At 68.4% G+C, this 15115-nt stretch carries 18 protein-coding genes and 1 tRNA gene; 10 read left to right on the top strand and 9 right to left on the bottom strand.

Annotated features, from left to right (window positions below; translation table 11 throughout):
- Positions 1 to 54: 54 nt before the first annotated feature.
- Entirely contained in the window at positions 55 to 528 is a 474-nt protein-coding gene (locus tag NGR01S_RS14860) for a winged helix-turn-helix transcriptional regulator (RefSeq protein ID WP_063037088.1), read from the top strand.
- On the opposite strand, the gene NGR01S_RS14865 is transcribed toward NGR01S_RS14860, so the two are convergent.
- On the bottom strand, positions 525 to 1184 hold the full coding sequence (locus NGR01S_RS14865; RefSeq protein ID WP_157107275.1) for a TetR/AcrR family transcriptional regulator: 660 nt from the start codon (positions 1182 to 1184) through the stop codon (positions 525 to 527). The genes NGR01S_RS14860 and NGR01S_RS14865 overlap by 4 nt on opposite strands.
- Positions 1185 to 1251: 67 nt before the next feature.
- Between NGR01S_RS14865 and NGR01S_RS14870 the strand changes: the two genes are divergently transcribed.
- Both NGR01S_RS14870 and NGR01S_RS14875 read left to right on the top strand, forming a co-directional pair.
- Complete coding sequence (locus tag NGR01S_RS14870) at positions 1252 to 2694, top strand: MFS transporter (protein WP_245664604.1); 1443 nt, start codon at positions 1252 to 1254, stop codon at positions 2692 to 2694.
- A gap of 92 nt (positions 2695 to 2786) precedes the next feature.
- Positions 2787 to 3173 (top strand): cupin domain-containing protein, encoded by a 387-nt coding sequence (locus NGR01S_RS14875; RefSeq protein ID WP_063037092.1) that lies wholly within the window; start codon positions 2787 to 2789, stop codon positions 3171 to 3173.
- Positions 3174 to 3200: 27 nt separating this feature from the next.
- On the opposite strand, the gene NGR01S_RS14880 is transcribed toward NGR01S_RS14875, so the two are convergent.
- The 6 genes from NGR01S_RS14880 to NGR01S_RS14905 all read right to left on the bottom strand — a co-directional run bounded on the left by NGR01S_RS14880 (position 3201) and on the right by NGR01S_RS14905 (position 8400).
- The gene (locus NGR01S_RS14880) at positions 3201 to 4118 is read right to left on the bottom strand and encodes a ribonuclease Z (RefSeq protein WP_063037094.1); all 918 of its coding nucleotides are present in this window, start codon (positions 4116 to 4118) and stop codon (positions 3201 to 3203) included.
- A 162-nt stretch (positions 4119 to 4280) separates the two neighbouring features.
- Positions 4281 to 5372, bottom strand: coding sequence for a hypothetical protein (locus NGR01S_RS14885; protein ID WP_063037096.1), 1092 nt, complete (start codon positions 5370 to 5372; stop codon positions 4281 to 4283).
- Between the two features lie 79 nt (positions 5373 to 5451).
- Positions 5452 to 5697 carry a hypothetical protein gene (locus NGR01S_RS14890; protein ID WP_063037098.1) on the bottom strand — a complete coding sequence of 82 codons (246 nt, stop codon included), beginning with the start codon at positions 5695 to 5697 and terminating at the stop codon, positions 5452 to 5454.
- A 121-nt stretch (positions 5698 to 5818) separates the two neighbouring features.
- On the bottom strand, positions 5819 to 6799 hold the full coding sequence (locus NGR01S_RS14895) for a ribose-phosphate diphosphokinase (RefSeq protein WP_030522272.1): 981 nt from the start codon (positions 6797 to 6799) through the stop codon (positions 5819 to 5821).
- Entirely contained in the window at positions 6796 to 8286 is a 1491-nt protein-coding gene (gene glmU / locus NGR01S_RS14900) for a bifunctional UDP-N-acetylglucosamine diphosphorylase/glucosamine-1-phosphate N-acetyltransferase GlmU (protein WP_063037100.1), read from the bottom strand. Before glmU ends, NGR01S_RS14895 begins: the two co-directional genes overlap by 4 nt.
- 43 nt (positions 8287 to 8329) lie before the next feature.
- Positions 8330 to 8400: transfer RNA gene (locus NGR01S_RS14905), tRNA-Gln, on the bottom strand.
- Between the two features lie 319 nt (positions 8401 to 8719).
- Between NGR01S_RS14905 and NGR01S_RS14910 the strand changes: the two genes are divergently transcribed.
- From NGR01S_RS14910 to NGR01S_RS14920, 3 genes are all read left to right on the top strand, one after another.
- On the top strand, positions 8720 to 9379 hold the full coding sequence (locus NGR01S_RS14910; protein WP_063037514.1) for a TetR/AcrR family transcriptional regulator: 660 nt from the start codon (positions 8720 to 8722) through the stop codon (positions 9377 to 9379).
- 252 nt (positions 9380 to 9631) lie between these two features.
- Positions 9632 to 10069, top strand: a complete 438-nt coding sequence (locus NGR01S_RS14915) for an RNA-guided endonuclease TnpB family protein (protein WP_245664605.1) — start codon at positions 9632 to 9634, stop codon at positions 10067 to 10069.
- A gap of 95 nt (positions 10070 to 10164) precedes the next feature.
- Positions 10165 to 10812, top strand: a complete 648-nt coding sequence (locus NGR01S_RS14920) for a TetR family transcriptional regulator (RefSeq protein ID WP_030522269.1) — start codon at positions 10165 to 10167, stop codon at positions 10810 to 10812.
- Between the two features lie 107 nt (positions 10813 to 10919).
- Here NGR01S_RS14920 and NGR01S_RS33335 read toward each other — a convergent pair whose 3' ends face one another.
- Positions 10920 to 11087 (bottom strand): DUF8730 family Cys-rich protein, encoded by a 168-nt coding sequence (locus tag NGR01S_RS33335; RefSeq protein ID WP_507762095.1) that lies wholly within the window; start codon positions 11085 to 11087, stop codon positions 10920 to 10922.
- On the bottom strand, positions 11087 to 11704 hold the full coding sequence (locus NGR01S_RS14925) for a mycothiol-dependent nitroreductase Rv2466c family protein (RefSeq protein WP_063037102.1): 618 nt from the start codon (positions 11702 to 11704) through the stop codon (positions 11087 to 11089). Before NGR01S_RS14925 ends, NGR01S_RS33335 begins: the two co-directional genes overlap by 1 nt.
- Positions 11705 to 11874: 170 nt before the next feature.
- Here NGR01S_RS14925 and NGR01S_RS14930 point away from each other — a divergent pair, with 170 nt between their 5' ends.
- From NGR01S_RS14930 to NGR01S_RS14945, 4 genes are all read left to right on the top strand, one after another.
- Complete coding sequence (locus tag NGR01S_RS14930; protein WP_157107282.1) at positions 11875 to 14013, top strand: MMPL family transporter; 2139 nt, start codon at positions 11875 to 11877, stop codon at positions 14011 to 14013.
- A gap of 73 nt (positions 14014 to 14086) precedes the next feature.
- On the top strand, positions 14087 to 14353 hold the full coding sequence (locus tag NGR01S_RS14935; RefSeq protein ID WP_063037516.1) for a metal-sensitive transcriptional regulator: 267 nt from the start codon (positions 14087 to 14089) through the stop codon (positions 14351 to 14353).
- Between the two features lie 50 nt (positions 14354 to 14403).
- Positions 14404 to 14643, top strand: a complete 240-nt coding sequence (locus NGR01S_RS14940; RefSeq protein WP_063037106.1) for a YgaP family membrane protein — start codon at positions 14404 to 14406, stop codon at positions 14641 to 14643.
- A gap of 61 nt (positions 14644 to 14704) precedes the next feature.
- Entirely contained in the window at positions 14705 to 15100 is a 396-nt protein-coding gene (locus NGR01S_RS14945) for a DUF302 domain-containing protein (RefSeq protein ID WP_063037518.1), read from the top strand.
- Positions 15101 to 15115 lie beyond the last annotated feature (15 nt).

Below are 15115 nucleotides of genomic sequence, written 5' to 3' on the forward strand. Positions count from 1 at the left end.
GGAAGTAGGCACCTGAAAGTGCGTATCCCACCGCCGAGTAGGAAGAAGCGGGCTATGGCGACGACGACGGCGGCCCAGCAGCGGGCGCTGCGCAAGGTGGACTACGACGCGTTCTTCGCGGGATGTCCCAGTCGGCAGCTGCTGGAACGGATCTCCGGGAAATGGGTGGCGCTGGTGCTATCCGCCCTGGGCAGCGGCGGCCCCCATCCGGGCGTGGCGTGCGGCGGCGAGCCGCAGCCGCTGCGCTACTCCGAGCTGGCCCGCCGGCTGGCCGGGGTCAGCCAGAAGATGCTCACCCAGACACTGCGCACCCTGGAACGCGACGGCCTGGTGACCCGCACGGTCACGCCGACCGTGCCGGTCACCGTCACCTACGAACTGACCGAACTCGGGCTCTCGCTGCACGGGATCATGCGCGGGATCAAGATGTGGGCGGAGGCCCATATGGACGAGGTGCAGGCCAATCGCGAGAAGTTCGACCTCGGCTCGTCCGCGCCCGAAGCCGTCGGCGTGAACGGTCCGTCCTAGCCCCGCTCCGGTCCGACCAGGCCGCCGACCAGCGCCCGGAGCCCGAGCAGATAGGTGTCCTCGGCCGTCAACTCGACCCAGCGCGGGCCGAGTTCGGCCAGACGCGGCAGATTATCCGGATCCAGATCGGCGAAGACCTGCGCGCGGAAGGTGGGGCGGTCGGCGGCGGCGCGCTGGGCGGAGCGGGCGCGGATGATGATCTCGCCCGCCGTGTAGTGCCAGATGATGCGATAGGCGCGGACTGCTTCGTCGAGGGTGAACCCGCAGCCGACGGCGCCGTCGATGATCGCTTCGGGGGCCCAGAGCGCGGCGACGCCGAGTAGATCGTCGGCGGCGAGGATCTCGACCATCCAGGCGCGCGCGGCGAGGACATCGTGCATCGCGCGCGCGGCGGTGATCATCCGCTCGCGGGGATCCGCGGGTAGCGGGGGCCATTCCACGTGGTCGGCGTAGTCCTCGAGGAGTAGCCGCAGCAGTTCGTCCTTGTCACGGACGTGGTGGTAGAGGGCCATCGGGGTACAGCCGAGTTCGGTGGCCACCCGGCGCATGGTGAGCGCGGCCGGGCCGTCGGCGGCGACCACCGCGTCGGCGGCGGTCACGATCTCGGCGCGGGAGATCTTCGGCGGTCTGCCGGTGCGCGGCGCGGACTCGGTCATGGGGTCATCTTGGCGCATCGTCGCTCGCGCTCTGGACACGGCCTTGCTGTGACGCTACTTTTTATACGTGTATAAAAAGTTCTCCGGCCGATCGTCGCTCGCCCTCGTGGCCGTGGCGACGGCCCAGTTCATGGTCGCGCTGGATATGGCGGTGATGAACGTCGCGCTACCCTCCATCCGCGCCGACCTCGGCTTCGCGCCCCTGGATCTGGCCTGGGTGGTGCATATCTACGCGCTGACCTTCGGCGGATTCCTGCTGCTCGGTGGTACCGCGAGCGACCTGTTCGGCCGGCGGCGGTTGCTCACCGCCGGACTGGTGGTCTTCGGTATCGCCTCGCTGGCCGGTGGGCTGGCACAGCAACCGTGGCAGCTCGTGGCCGCCCGCGCCGTCCAGGGTTGTGCGGCCGCGGCCCTGGCCCCCGCCGCACTGGCGATACTCACCACGACATTCACCGCCGGCCCCGCCCGAGTCCGCGCACTCGGCGTCTGGAGTGCGGTGAACGCGGCCGGCGGTGCCAGCGGTGTGCTGGTCGGCGGGTTGCTCACCGAATACGCCGAGTGGCGCTGGGTGCTGCTGATCAATGTGCCACTGGTGGCTGTGGCGGTGGCCGCGGGCGCAGCCGGGATCGGCGCCGAGAGCCGGCCCGCCACCGGGCGCCGGCTCGATCTGCCCGGGGCGGTACTCGTCACCGCCGGAATCGGTCTGGTGGTGACCGGCGTGATCCGCACCGACCGGTACGGCTGGTCGGCTCCGGTCACCGTGGCGACCCTGACGGCGGGTGTGCTGTTGCTGGCCGCGTTCGTCCTGGTCGAAAAGTACTCGCTCGCACCGCTGGTACGGCTCGGGTTGTTCGCCGATCGCTGGGTCCGCGGTGCGAACCTCTTCGTCTTCCTCGCCGCCGGTGGCCAATTCGCGGCCTTCTACCTGGTCTCGCTCTATATGCAGCAGGTGCTGGGAATGGGCGCGGGCGCCACCGGGGCCGGCTTCCTGCCCTTCTCGGTGACGAGCGTGGCCGGCATCGTGCTCGCCACCAGAGCCGGCGCGGGCAGATCACCCCGGCCGATCCTGATCGCGGGTGGGCTGGTCACCGCATCCGGGCTGTTGTGGTTCGCCGCGATCGGCCCGGACGGCGGCTTCCTCACCGATGTCCTGGGACCGTCGATCGTCACCGGCCTGGGTATCGGACTGTGCCTCGCCCCGGCCGCCGTGGCGGCATCGACGGGCGTGGACGCCCGGGAGGCCGGTACGGCGTCGGGTGTGTTCAACAGTTCCCGTCAGCTCGGCGGATGTGTGGGGGTCGCGGTACTGGCAACCGTGGCCGCGAGCCGGACCGGCACGGCCACCGATCCCGCCGCACTCAGTAGCGGTTACGCACTGGCTCTGGTGATCTGCGCCGCGGTCTTCGTGCTGGCGGCCGGGGTGGCCGCCGTGATCCTGCCCCGGCGTGCGGAGCCGAGTGCCGACGAGACCACCCGGCCCGGCGAGCCACGCGGCCGGGTACCGGCGTGACGGCCCGGGAGCGCCGATCCGCTCCCGGGCACAGCCGCCGGCACGTACTTCCGCCCAACTGCTCATACGAATACCTACGAGAGGAATCGAATATGACCACCGCAATCGACCTGTTCGCGCGCGCCCTGACCTTCCACCCCGAGGGCCGGGTACGGACCGGCGAACGCCGGATGCGCGACGGTACGGACGGCTGGCAGCTGGCCGCGTTCCACGTCGAGACCGACGCCGACGTCCACGCCGACCACTGGGAGATCCATCCCGGATCAGAGGAGGCCGTGTGCTGTCTGTCCGGTGCGCTGCGGCTCTACCTGCGCCCGGACCACCCCGGCGACACCGAGACCGAAGTGCGTCTGAGCGCGGGCACGGCATTCGTCGTACCACGTAACCGCTGGCATCGGCTCGAACTCGACCAACCGTCCGACATCATGTCGATCGGGTTGCGGGACGGGACGCGGATGGAGCCGGTCACCGGCCCCTGACGCCGGCCTCCGCCCGGCCGCAGTGGGTCAGCGGCGGGACGGGAACGGGATACGGTCCAGATCCGCGGCCACCACTATCTCGCCCCCGAACTCCCGCCGCGCCTCGGCCAGATGCTGGTCGAGGCCGGGATAGCGCTGCGAGAAATGGGTCAGGACCAGGGTCCGCGCACCGGCGTCGGCGGCGATCCGGGCGGCCTGTCCGGCGGTGAGATGACCGTGCTCGGTGGCCAGCCGGGCATCGGCTTCGACGAAGGTCGCTTCGATCACCAGCATGTCCACTCCCGCGGCGAGTGCCCGGGCCCCGGGACAGATGCGGGTGTCCATGACGAACGCGAAACTCTGGCCGCGCCGCAGCGTACTCACCTCGTCGAGGGTCACGGTCCGGCCCTGCCAGTCGATCTCGCCCTCGCGTTGCAGACGGCCCACCATCGGGCCGTGCAGGCCCAGTTCGGCCAGCGCCTCCGGCCGGATGGTCCGGTAATCGGGTTCGGTGAGCCGGTAACCGAACGCTTCCACCGGATGGTCCAGCGGGGCGGCGGTGATCTCGAAGGGAGCGCCGGGAGCCGGTAATGCGCCCGGCCCGGTGATCGGCCGCTGCCGGAGTTCGACCGTCCGGTGGTAGGCGGTCGCGTCGCAGAGGTTGTCGAAGAACCGCCGGCCCGAGGCCGGGAAGTAGGTGTCGATCGGGTGTGGGACCCGGTCCAGGTTGATCCGCTGCACCACCCCGGCCAGGCCCAGGCTGTGGTCACCGTGGAAGTGGGTGATCGCGATCCTGGTCAGGTCGGTCGCGGAGATCCCGGCACGGATCATCTGCCGCTGGGTGCCCTCGCCGGGATCGAACAGTACGACCTCACCACCCCAGCGCAGTGCGTATCCATTGTGATTGCGCTGGGTCGTCGGCACCTGGCTCGCGGTGCCCAATACGACCAGTTCCCGCTGTGACATCTATCCGCACCACGGCGGCGCGGCCGCCCCTGTCGCCGCCGCGAATCCACCGGCGCCTCGTTCATCGGGCATGGGCCAGACGATATCCGCCGCCGCGGCGCCGCGTAGTACGTGGGCGCAAGTGCGACCGGAACGGGCCGCGGTGGCCGGCTGTACCTCCGGTCAGCCGAACGATTCGTTGGGTACGATCTCGGTCCCGGTGAGGAGCAACCCGACCACCACGCCCACCACGAGACATAGCGCGGCGGCGATGGCCGCCCACTTGCCCAGGGGCTCGCCACGGATATGGCCGATGACTCCGAGCACGATACCGGCGGCGCCGAACACGATCGGACAGAACAACAGTGAAACCGCGGCGCAGACGAAACCGATGATGGACAGCACCTGCGGCCCCGAACGTTCCGGCTTCCGGTCGGCGCCATACGGCTGGTACTGCTGGTGTTGTTCGGGGTAGGCGGGATAACCCCCGGCACCGGGAGCCCCGCCCGGCCGGCCGCTCTGCTGTCCGCCCGGCGCGCCGCCGCCGGACCATCCGGGAGCACCGCCCCAGCCCGCCTGTTCCTGCGGACCCCACCCGGTCTGTTCCCCCGCACCCCACCCGGACTGTTCCTGCGCACCCCAGCCGCCCTGGCCGCCGTACCCGCCACTCGACTGCCCGCCGTACCCGCCCTGCGGTGGGTACTGTCCACCGCCCGGTGGCGGATACGGCGACCCGCCCTGGGCCTGCCCGGAACCCGGGTACCCGCCGGGTGACTGCTGCTGCCAGGCCTGCCCTGGAGACTGCTCCTCGGGCCGGGCCGACCATGCCTGCGGGGGTACTTCGCCGCCGGGCGGTCGCTGCTCCGGGGTGCCGGGGTGCCGACCGTACTCGAAGGCGCCGGCGCCTTCGCCGGACCCCGGCGCGGCCTGTTCCGGCCCGGACGCCGGCCGAGACTCCCGGCCGAGCAGTTTCGGCAGGTACTCGGTGGGTGGTTCGTCGGACCGTGCCGCCTGACCACCGTGCGGTTCGCCGCCCTCCGGCGGCTGCGGAGCGCCGGCCCCCGCCCCACCCGCCGGGGGCTCGGGAGTGTTACCCGGGGTCTGCGTCTCGTCGGGAGGTTGCGGAGCGTTGGGGGTGATGTACGGCTCGTCCGGTGCTTCCCGCGGGCGTTCCGCCGCAGGCCGGCCGGTGGCGCCGGAATCGGGTTCCGGCCGGTCTGTGCTTCTGTCCTCCGGCCGGTCGCCGGAGTCGCGCGGGTCCTGCGGTGTGCTCATCACGTCTCCTCGTTCGAATCGTCGAGGGCTCGTAGGCCGGTACCGCGGTGCGGGCGCAGCGTCAGCTGGCGGGTCGTCCCTATTCGGGTTCTTCCTCGATGTGCATGGCGGCGGCCTCGGCGGGGCGGTTGTCGTCGTCGGCCCGGTCACGCCGGTCCGGTTCCTGCCGCAGCTCGTCGGCTATGCCGAGACGGCCGTCGTCGTCGCTCTCACGGTTGTGAATGCGCAGGTCCGCGGGTGGGTCCTCGATATAGCGTTCGTAGGCGCGGACCTCGTCCTCCTGGTCGTCGTCGCCCATATCGGGCTCTCGTGGTTCGCGATCCATACCAACCAGTATGCGCCGCCGCGGGGCCGCTCGGCGGGACCGTGACCAGCGGTGTCGTCGCCCGCCCCCGAACGCCGAGCGGCCCCGGACCGATGGGTCCGGGGCCGCTCGGAAAAGAGGATCAGGCGTTGCCGTTGAACAGTCCGGTCACCGAACCGTTCTCGAACACCTCACGGATGGTGCGGGCCAGCAGCGGCGCGATCGACAGCACGGTGAGCTGCGGGAACTTCTTGTCCTCGGTGATCGGCAGGGTGTTGGTCACCACGACCTCCCGGGCACCGCAGGATGCGAGCCGCTCGGCGGCCGGGGCGCTCAGCACGCCGTGCGTCGCGGCGATGACCACATCGCCGGCACCCGCCTCACGCAGGACGTTCACCGCGCCCGCGATGGTGCCGCCGGTGTCGATCATATCGTCGATGAGGATGCAGGTGCGGCCCTCGACCGAGCCGACCACCCGGTTCGACTTCACCTGGTTCGGGACCAGCGGATCACGGGTCTTGTGGATGAACGCCAGCGGCGCGCCGTCCAGCGAATCCGCCCACTTCTCCGCCACCCGGACCCGGCCGGAATCGGGGGAGACCACGGTGATGTTGTCGAGGCTGTAGTTGGTGCGCACGTACTCGGCGAGCTGCAGCTGCGCGTGCATATGGTCGACCGGGCCGTCGAAGAAGCCCTGGATCTGGTCGGTGTGCAGATCGACGGTGACGATCCGATCGGCACCCGCGGTCTTGAGCAGATCAGCGACCAGGCGGGCCGAGATGGGCTCGCGGCCGCGGTGCTTCTTGTCCTGCCGGGCGTAGGGGTAGAACGGCAGGATCGCGGTGATCCGCTTGGCCGAACCGCGCTTGAGCGCGTCGATCATGATCAGCTGTTCCATCAGCCACTGGTTCAGCGGCGCCGGAAAGCTCTGCAGGACGAAAGCGTCGGAACCGCGGACCGATTCCTCGAACCGGACGAAGATCTCTCCGTTCGCGAAATCACGCGCGGTCTGCGGGGTCACATGAACGTCGAGTTCCTTGGCGACCTGCTCGGCTAGTTCGGGGTGCGAGCGTCCGGCGAAGAGCATCAGGTTCTTCTGGTTGTCGATCCATGACGCGGTCACTGCTGGTTGCCATCCTTAAGCTTTATTGCCCGACCTGGTGTCTCCGCGGCGGCGAGGGCCTTGGCCGCCGCATCTGCTGCAGCGGTTCCCGGCCGTTTCCGCTGCACCCAGTTCTCGATATTGCGTTGCGTTCCGCCGGACACCGCCAACGCGCCCGGTGGGACGTCTTCCCGCAGTACAGTACCTGCCCCGGTGTAGGCGCCGTCACCCACGGTCACCGGGGCGATGAACATCGTATCGCTGCCGGTACGCACGTGTGACCCCACGACGGTGCGGTGCTTGCGCACCCCGTCGTAGTTCACGAACACACTGGATGCTCCGATGTTGCTGTACTCGCCGATGGTGGCGTCGCCGATATAGGTCAGGTGCGGGATCTTGGTGTGCCGGCCGATCTCGACGTTCTTGGTCTCCACGAAGGCGCCGATCTTGCCCGACTCGCCCAACACCGTGCCCGGCCGCAGATAGCTGAACGGACCGACCGTCGCATCCGCGGCGATCGTCGCGGCCTCACCGTGGGTGCGGATCACCCGGGCGCCGTCCCCGACCACCGAATTGGTGAGGGTGGAGTCCGGGCCGATCTCGGCCTCCTCGCCGACCACCGTCGTACCCAGCAGTTGGACCCCCGGGCGCACCACGGTGTCGCGGCCGATTCGGACATCGGTATCGATCCAGGTGGTGGCGGGATCCATGATGGTCACGCCGGCGCGCATATGGCGTTCCAGAATGTAGCGATTGAGTGTCCGGGCCGCGGCGGCCAGCTGTACGCGGTCGTTCACGCCGGTGACCTTGGCCGAATCCACCAGGCGGGCGCCCTGTACGGGGTAGCCGGCCTCGCGGGCGAGTTTCAGGACATCGGTCAGATACAGCTCGTGCTGGGCGTTGGCGGTGGATAGCCGGCCCAGCATGGTGCGCAGCACCCCGGCGTCGAAGGCGTACACGCCGGAATTGACCTCGCGGATCGTGGCCTGCTCCGGGGTCGCGTCGGCATGCTCGACGATCTCGGCGACCTCACCGTCGGCGTCACGCACGATCCGGCCATAGCCGTTGGGATCGTCGGGGACGAAGGTGAGGACCGTGACAGCGGGGCGCTCGGAATAGCTGCGATGCTCGTCGAGCAGCGCGGCGAGGGTGTGCCCGTCCAGCAGCGGGACATCCCCGGACGTGACGATGACGTCACCGGAGAAATCGGTGGGCAGGCCGGTGAGCCCGACCTGAACGGCGTGCCCGGTGCCCAGCTGCTCCTCCTGCACCACCGGCACAATCTCCCGGTCGAGTTCGCCTGCCACCGCGGCCGCGGCCGCTCCGACCTGCTCCCGGTCGTGCCCCACCACCGTCACCAGATGGCGCGGGTCGATGGCGTGGGCCGCGTACAGTGCGTGCGCCAGCATGCTGCGCCCGGCGAGCGGGTGCAGCACCTTGGGCGTCTTCGACCGCATTCTCGTACCGGCACCTGCGGCTAGCACGATGACGGCGGTCTGCTCCTGCATGAATCTCCCTCGGGCCGACGATGGTCATCGTGCACGCGAGCTGCTCCGCCGCCAGGACTCGAACCTGAACTATCTGAACCAAAATCAGAGGTGCTGCCATTACACTACGGCGGACTGTCACACCGGCGGGTACCCGAAACCCGTCGCTGTGCCCCGGCACGGGAACGATACTCGCATGCCACCCCGGGATACGTCGAACCGTGGTGGTGGCGACACGCCAGCGGCCCGGTGCCGCCCGGGTGTCTCCGGCAGCCAGAGGTCTGGGACAGTTGATCTCGATGGTTCTGGTCGCAGGTCCGGCTCCGGCCCCCGCGGCCCCGATAACCAGGGAGGCGGGAACGTGGCGTCGGGAGAACCGAGAACAACCGAGGAGTTGCGGGCCGCCGGTAACGCCGCAGAGTCCGCCGAGCCGGTTCCGGTGGGCCGGCAGCGGATGACGGGCACCCAGCGGCGCCAGCAGTTGATCGAGATCGGTCGCGCCCTGTTCGCCGAGCGCGGCTACGACGCCACGTCCATCGAGGAGATCGCGCAACGCGCCCTGGTTTCCAAGCCGGTCGTCTACGAGCATTTCGGCGGTAAAGAGGGGCTTTACGCGGTAGTGGTCGATCGGGAGATGTCGATGTTGCTCGACATGATCACCTCCTCGCTCACCAACAACAGGTCCCGGGTGCGGCTCGAACAGGTGGCCCTGGCCCTGCTCACCTATATCGAGCAGCGCACCGACGGGTTCCGCATCCTGGTCCGTGATCAACCGGTGTCCTCCACCGACGGCCGCTACTCGAGTCTGCTCAACGAGGCGGTCAATCAGGTGGCGCATCTGCTCGGTGGCGATTTCGAGCGCCGCGGTTTCGATATCAGCCTGGCCGGACTGTACGCACAGGCACTGGTCGGGATGGTGGCCACCACCGCCACCTGGTGGCTGGATGTGCGCAGCCCGTCCAAGGAAGTCGTCGCGGCCCATCTGGTCAATCTGTGCTGGAACGGTCTGAGTCATCTGGAGGCCGATCCCCAGCTCAGCTCCGAATGGCCCGCCGTTCCCGGCCCGCCTCCGGCGAACTCCCCGGGCGGGCAGCACAGTTCGGGCAACCGGTGATGAACTACCGGCGAACTCGGGCAAGCCGACGAATCGAGAGACGTAGCGAACACGGATGGTACGGTTCACCCATCCTTTGGGTGCTGTTCGGGCGGTAAGTCGGTCTACTTCGACAATGTCGGTCTACTTCAGGATGGCTGGTTATTGGGATGACCGGGAAACGGAGCGCGCAAGCCCGGTCCCGCGGGGCCGGGTCGGTGCCCCATACGCGTGACTCGCCGATGTTCTATCGTGTCGAGTACGACGTCGACGGTGGTGAAGCGGGCCTACGGATACCGCTTCTACCGCGCGGACCGTCGCCGCGATCATCTGCACGAGCTCATGACTCGGTTGATGCGCGAGAACCAAGTGATCGCCATCGAGGATTCGTGGGTGCGGAATATGATCCGGAATCGTTGCCCGGCGCGGGCGAGCTCGGATGCCGGTTGGTCGGAGTTCCGTTCGTTACCGGAGTACAAGGCCGAGTGGTACGGGAACGAAGTGGTCGCCGTCGATCGCTTTTACCCGTCCAGCAAACAGTGCAGCGAGTGCGGTGCGCTACGGCAGAATATGGCGCTGCACGTGCGAGAGTGGCAGTGCGCGGAATGCGGCACGGGCCACGATCGGGACGTGAACGCCGCGAGGAACATACGCGCCGCAGGGCTTGCGGTGCTCGCCTGCGGAGATGGTGTGAGACCGCCCCGCAGTTGATGCTGGGAGGCAACTGTCGATGAAACAGGAACGCCCTGCCGCGCGGCAGGGAATCCCGGCCCTGCGGTGGCGGGAGGATGTCAAAGGCGGAAGTGATGGCTAGGCAAGCGCGTGCGGAGATCACCCGCGATTCGGTCCTGGCGGGCGCCGCCGACGTTTTTCTACGCTTGGGCTACGCCAATGCGAGCCTCAGCGAGATCATCGCGCAGTCCAACGTGACCAAGGGCGCCTTGTACTTTCACTTCGGGTCCAAAGAGGAATTGGCCCGCGCGGTGGTCGATCAGGGCAACGAACGCCTCATCGCCTCCTGCAAGGGATTCTTCGACTCCCGGGTCCCCGCTCTCGAAGCCGCCATCGGCATCACCTACGTGGTCGCCGACCTGTCGATGAACGACCCGATGGTCGGCGCCATGCTCAAACTGACCCACCAGATCGGTGACTACCGCGGCGCCAACGGTGACAATATCGCCAAGACCTGGGGGGAGACCTACCGCCTCCTCGCCGAAAGGGCGATCACCCAGGGCGATCTGCTCCCCGACCTCGACCCGGAAACCGTCGGCCTGCTGCTGTACGGCCTCACCACCGGAATCCATATCGTGGCGGTCGGCACCGAATCGGTCGACCAGATGGCGTCCCGCATGGAACGGGCCTGGTACTTCCTGCTTCCCTCCATCGTCCCCGACGACAAAGTGTCGTACTTCCGCGAGTTCGCGGCCCGGCGGTTGCGCAGGTACGTGCCCTAGCTGTAGTTCCTGGCGCACCCCGCCGGTCGGTGTCCGGCCGGCGGATCGCGCCGTCGATTGCCGTGATCCCGGGGCGCTCGGTTGCTGCCGCGGTAGATCTCGGACGATCAGCGGAGCCGGAGCCGGAGCCGGCGGCGCGGCCCGGTTCCGTCGGACGTGTCGTGGCCGGGGCACCATTGCTGTGGTGCGACCCGAGCGCGGACGGCGTCGATATGCGCGCCGCAACCGGCCCAGGTGGTCTTGCCGCAGGTGCGGCATCGGGCGGGGTGACACATCAGTGTTTGCTCTCGTCGACGGTGAAGGCCGGCGGACCCTGGTAAGGGCGCTGTAGCGCGGCGAATTCGGGGGTGGTCGCGGCAGTGACCAGTGCACGCAGCAGGGCGGTGGCGCGGTGTGGAGCCGGTGGTGCGGTGAGTACAGGGCCGGCGAAGCCCTGCCCGTCGATGGAGATTATGGGACTGCCGCCGCGCCCGCCCAGCGCGGTCTGACCGGCCTGATGAGCTTCGATGACCGCCGGATCGAGGGTGGCGTCGTCGAGCGCGCCGAGGAGTACGTGGTCCAGCTCCGCCGCGCGGAGCGCCCCGGCGGCGGCCGTATCGTCGTCGGTGTCCGGTTCGCGCGGATGTAGCTTGACGCCCAGCGCCAGGTACAGCGTGGTGAACGCCTCCTCGCCGTGCCGTTTCCGGGCGGCGGCGAACAGTCGGCCGATCCGTCGTGAGCGGGTGATCATCGGTTCGTGGTCGGCGTCGACAGTCTGTCCGTCGTTGAGTACCGCCAGGCTCATCTGTTTCAGCGTGACGGTGTGTTGCCCGGCCGAGCTGTCGAGCAGCCATTGTGCAGTCACCCACGCGAATGGGCATATCGGGTCCACGTACAGGTCTATCTCGGCCATGGGCGTTCTCCTTCGAGGGTTTCCGTTCCCGGGACGACGCGGGGTCGCCACCATCACCTTGTCGAATATACCCCCTGGGGTATTATCGCTCATATTGCATACCCCCCGGGGTATGAAAACGCCAGCGACCTGGGTGCGACCAGCAGAGACGGAGGTAAGCGGTGACGGAGATGATGACCGAGCGGAGAAAAGCCGACCGAGCGGTGGGTGGGCCGCTGTCGCGCTTGGGCGCGACGATGGCCGGGCGCACGCGCTGGGTTTTCGGTGTGTGGTTGATCGTGCTGGTCGCGCTGGGCTCGGCGGCGCCGAGTGTGTTCTCTTCGTTGGCGGGAGCCGGGTGGCAGGCCAACGGGTCGGAATCGGTACAGGTGCGGGAGTTGGCCCAGCGGCATTTCGGGGGGAATTCCTCGGCGGCCGTGCAAGTGGTGGTGCATTCCGACGCCCGAACCGTGGACAGTCCGGCGGTGCAGCGGGTGCTGGCCGATGTGGCGGCCGAATTCGCCGGGGACGGCCGCTTCGGCGCCATCGTCGCACCGCAGCCCGGGATGACGATCAGCCCGGACGGGCACACCGGCATCCTGCTCGCCGGGGCGAACGCCTCTACCGACGATATGGTTCGTGCGGTCGACGAGCACAAACAGGCGTTGACGGCGCTGTCGGGCGACGGGGTGGAGGTCTACCCGACCGGCGCGTCCGCGCTGTGGAGTGATTTCAACAAGGCCAACCACGACGCGATGATCAAGGCCGAATTGTTCTCCTGGCCGGTGACTCTGGCGATCATGGTGCTGGCCTTCGGCTCGCTGGTGGCGGCGGGATTACCGCTGCTGCTGACCGTCGCCGGTTTGGTGGCCTCGGCCGGTGGGCTGGTGCTGTTGAACCAGATCACACCCATCTCGGTGTGGGCAATGAACTTCGCGATGATGTTCGCCCTCGCCCTGGGCATCGACTACGCCCTGTTCATCGTCGCTCGTTTTCGCGACGCCCTGACCAAGGCCGGCAATACCCGCGCCGCTGTGGCCGAGACCATGGACACCGCCGGTAAGGCTGTTCTGCTGTCCGGATTGACTGTGCTGGTGAGTCTTTCGGCCGTCCTGCTGGTTCCGGCGCCCGCGGTGCGCACCATGGCGGTGGGCATCATGCTCGCGGTGGTCTTCGTCCTCGCGGCGACGCTCACTCTGCTGCCCGCGGCGCTGGGGGCGCTGGGCGGCCGGATCAACGCCGCCGCGCTGCCGTACGCCAAACGGCAGGAGCATCGTTCGCCGCGGTTCGCGCGGTGGGGCGAACTCCTGCACGCGCACCCGTGGCCGTTCGCCATCGCCGCGCTCGCGGTACTGATCGGGCTGGCGATCCCGGTGCTGGGACTGAAAGTGGCCATGCCCTCGATCCAGGTCGTCCCGGCCGACGCACCCGTGCGGCAAGGGTACGAGCTGGTGCAGCGGCAACTGGGCCCCGGCGCGCCGGGCGCACTGCAGATCATCGCCCCCGCCGCCGATGCCGCCGACACCGCGCGTCTCGCCGCCGGCGACGGTATCGCCATGGTCACCCCCGCGCAGCCCGCCGGTGACGGCTCGGGTCTGGTGATGATGCAGGCCCTGCCCACCGTCGACCCCTCCGACGGGCGAATGGGCACGATCCTCGACGGGCTGCGCGAGCGCCTGCCGGCGCAAGCACTGGTCGGCGGCGCTCCAGCGGAGAACCTCGATCTGCAGGCCGCCCTGGACCACTATCTGCCGATCATCGTCGGAGTCATCCTCGCGCTGGGCTTCGTGCTCCTGCTGGTCGCGCTGCGCGCCCCGCTGATCGCCGCGCTGGGGACTCTGGTGAGCCTGTTGTCGACCGCGGCGGCCTTCGGTGTGGCGAAGCTGATCTTCCAGGACGGTCACGGTGCGAGCCTGCTCGGGTTCACCCCGCAGGGTTTCCTCGACGGGTGGGGGCCGGTGTTCTTCTTCGCGATGATCTTCGCGATCGCCATGGACTACACCGTGTTCCTGCTGGCCACCGCGAAGGAGCACTACGAGCACTCGAAGGATCCGAAAATCGCCCATATCGACGGCCTGGCCCACTCCGGGAGAGTGATCTTCGCCGCTGCCGCGGTGATGGTCGCGGTCTTCTTCACCTTCGCTCTGGCGCAACCCCTACCGCCGAAAGAGATGGGCATCATCCTCGGCGTCGCCGTCCTGCTCGACGCCGTCGCCGTCCGGCTCGTACTGCTACCGGTGATGCTGCGGCTGACCGGGCACGCCGCCTGGTGGTCGCCCCGATGGCTCGGCAAAGTGCTGCCCACCATCAACTTCGCGCACGGGAAGTGAGCAGGGATGAAAGCGAGGGTCGTATACCCCAAGGGGTATCATTCGTGGGGGGATGATGGAGAAGGAGAGCTTGATGATCGGCGACGAGAACAGCATCGCACCGGTACTCAATCGGTTGCGCCGCGCCCATGGCCAGCTGGCCGGGGTGATCGCGATGATCGAAGCGGGACGCGACTGCAAAGACGTCGTCACCCAACTCGCGGCAGTGTCACGGGCGCTGGACCGGGCCGGGTTCAAGATCGTCGCCAGCGGGTTGCGCGAATGCCTGGATCGTCAGGACGACGAGACCAACCCGATGACTGTCGACGAATTGGAAAAACTGTTTCTGACCTTGGCCTGACCCGCACGCGCTGGGGAAGTGGCCGCCTCGGGCAAAGGATGACGCCAGCCATGCAGAATTCGCTGCGGCCCCGTGAATGGGCCATCGACCGTATCGTCCCGCTACTTGCGGGAATCCTGACCCTGACCGGGACGGCCCTGGCGGCGGCGATCTCACCGTGGTGGCTGGTCCTGACCACTCTGGTGGGGGCCAACCTGCTGCTCTACAGTGCGGTCGGCTGGTGCCCGGCGAGCCTGCTCATGGCCAGGCTCGGCGTACCGGCCCGCACCACCGTCTGCACGCGTCAGTGATACCGAACCTGCGCCGATCGAATACCTCGACAAGGAGGTCCGACCCACTATGAGCAACAGCATCGATTTGGGACTGTCCACTGCTCTCACCACCGATTTCGAAGATGCGGTCGAGCGCACACGCCAGGCGCTGGCAGCTCAGGGCTTCGGTGTGCTCACCGAGATCGATATGCGAGCGACCTTGAAGGCCAAACTCGGGCAGGAAATGGAGGACTACCTGATCCTCGGCGCCTGTAACCCGCCCTTGGCCCACCGCGCGGTGGAGGTCGACCGGCAGATCGGACTGCTACTACCCTGCAATGTTGTCGTCCGCCGATCACGCGATTCCGATGACGTCATCGTCGAGGCGATGAACCCGCAGCTGATGGTCCAGGTCACCGCCGATCCCGCATTGAAGCCCGTCGCGGCCGAGGCGGCCACCAAACTGCAGGCCGCCATCGACTCACTGCATCGATAAGCCACGGCGGCGCTC

The sequence above is a fragment of the Nocardia grenadensis NBRC 108939 genome (assembly GCF_001613445.1).
GTDB classification, from domain to species: Bacteria; Actinomycetota; Actinomycetes; order Mycobacteriales; family Mycobacteriaceae; genus Nocardia; species Nocardia grenadensis.

What these genes read in the sequence shown, in the direction of transcription:
- NGR01S_RS14860 (WP_063037088.1), top strand. Translation starts at nt 55, where the DNA reads ATGGCGACGACGACGGCGGCCCAGCAGCGGGCGCTGCGCAAGGTGGAC.
- NGR01S_RS14865 (WP_157107275.1), bottom strand. Translation starts at nt 1,184, where the DNA reads ATGACCGAGTCCGCGCCGCGCACCGGCAGACCGCCGAAGATCTCCCGC.
- NGR01S_RS14875 (WP_063037092.1), top strand. Translation starts at nt 2,787, where the DNA reads ATGACCACCGCAATCGACCTGTTCGCGCGCGCCCTGACCTTCCACCCC.
- NGR01S_RS14880 (WP_063037094.1), bottom strand. Translation starts at nt 4,118, where the DNA reads ATGTCACAGCGGGAACTGGTCGTATTGGGCACCGCGAGCCAGGTGCCG.
- NGR01S_RS14885 (WP_063037096.1), bottom strand. Translation starts at nt 5,372, where the DNA reads ATGAGCACACCGCAGGACCCGCGCGACTCCGGCGACCGGCCGGAGGAC.
- NGR01S_RS14890 (WP_063037098.1), bottom strand. Translation starts at nt 5,697, where the DNA reads ATGGATCGCGAACCACGAGAGCCCGATATGGGCGACGACGACCAGGAG.
- glmU (WP_063037100.1), bottom strand. Translation starts at nt 8,286, where the DNA reads ATGCAGGAGCAGACCGCCGTCATCGTGCTAGCCGCAGGTGCCGGTACG.
- NGR01S_RS14910 (WP_063037514.1), top strand. Translation starts at nt 8,720, where the DNA reads ATGACGGGCACCCAGCGGCGCCAGCAGTTGATCGAGATCGGTCGCGCC.
- NGR01S_RS14920 (WP_030522269.1), top strand. Translation starts at nt 10,165, where the DNA reads ATGGCTAGGCAAGCGCGTGCGGAGATCACCCGCGATTCGGTCCTGGCG.
- NGR01S_RS33335 (WP_507762095.1), bottom strand. Translation starts at nt 11,087, where the DNA reads ATGTGTCACCCCGCCCGATGCCGCACCTGCGGCAAGACCACCTGGGCC.
- NGR01S_RS14925 (WP_063037102.1), bottom strand. Translation starts at nt 11,704, where the DNA reads ATGGCCGAGATAGACCTGTACGTGGACCCGATATGCCCATTCGCGTGG.
- NGR01S_RS14930 (WP_157107282.1), top strand. Translation starts at nt 11,875, where the DNA reads ATGATGACCGAGCGGAGAAAAGCCGACCGAGCGGTGGGTGGGCCGCTG.
- NGR01S_RS14935 (WP_063037516.1), top strand. Translation starts at nt 14,087, where the DNA reads ATGATCGGCGACGAGAACAGCATCGCACCGGTACTCAATCGGTTGCGC.
- NGR01S_RS14940 (WP_063037106.1), top strand. Translation starts at nt 14,404, where the DNA reads ATGCAGAATTCGCTGCGGCCCCGTGAATGGGCCATCGACCGTATCGTC.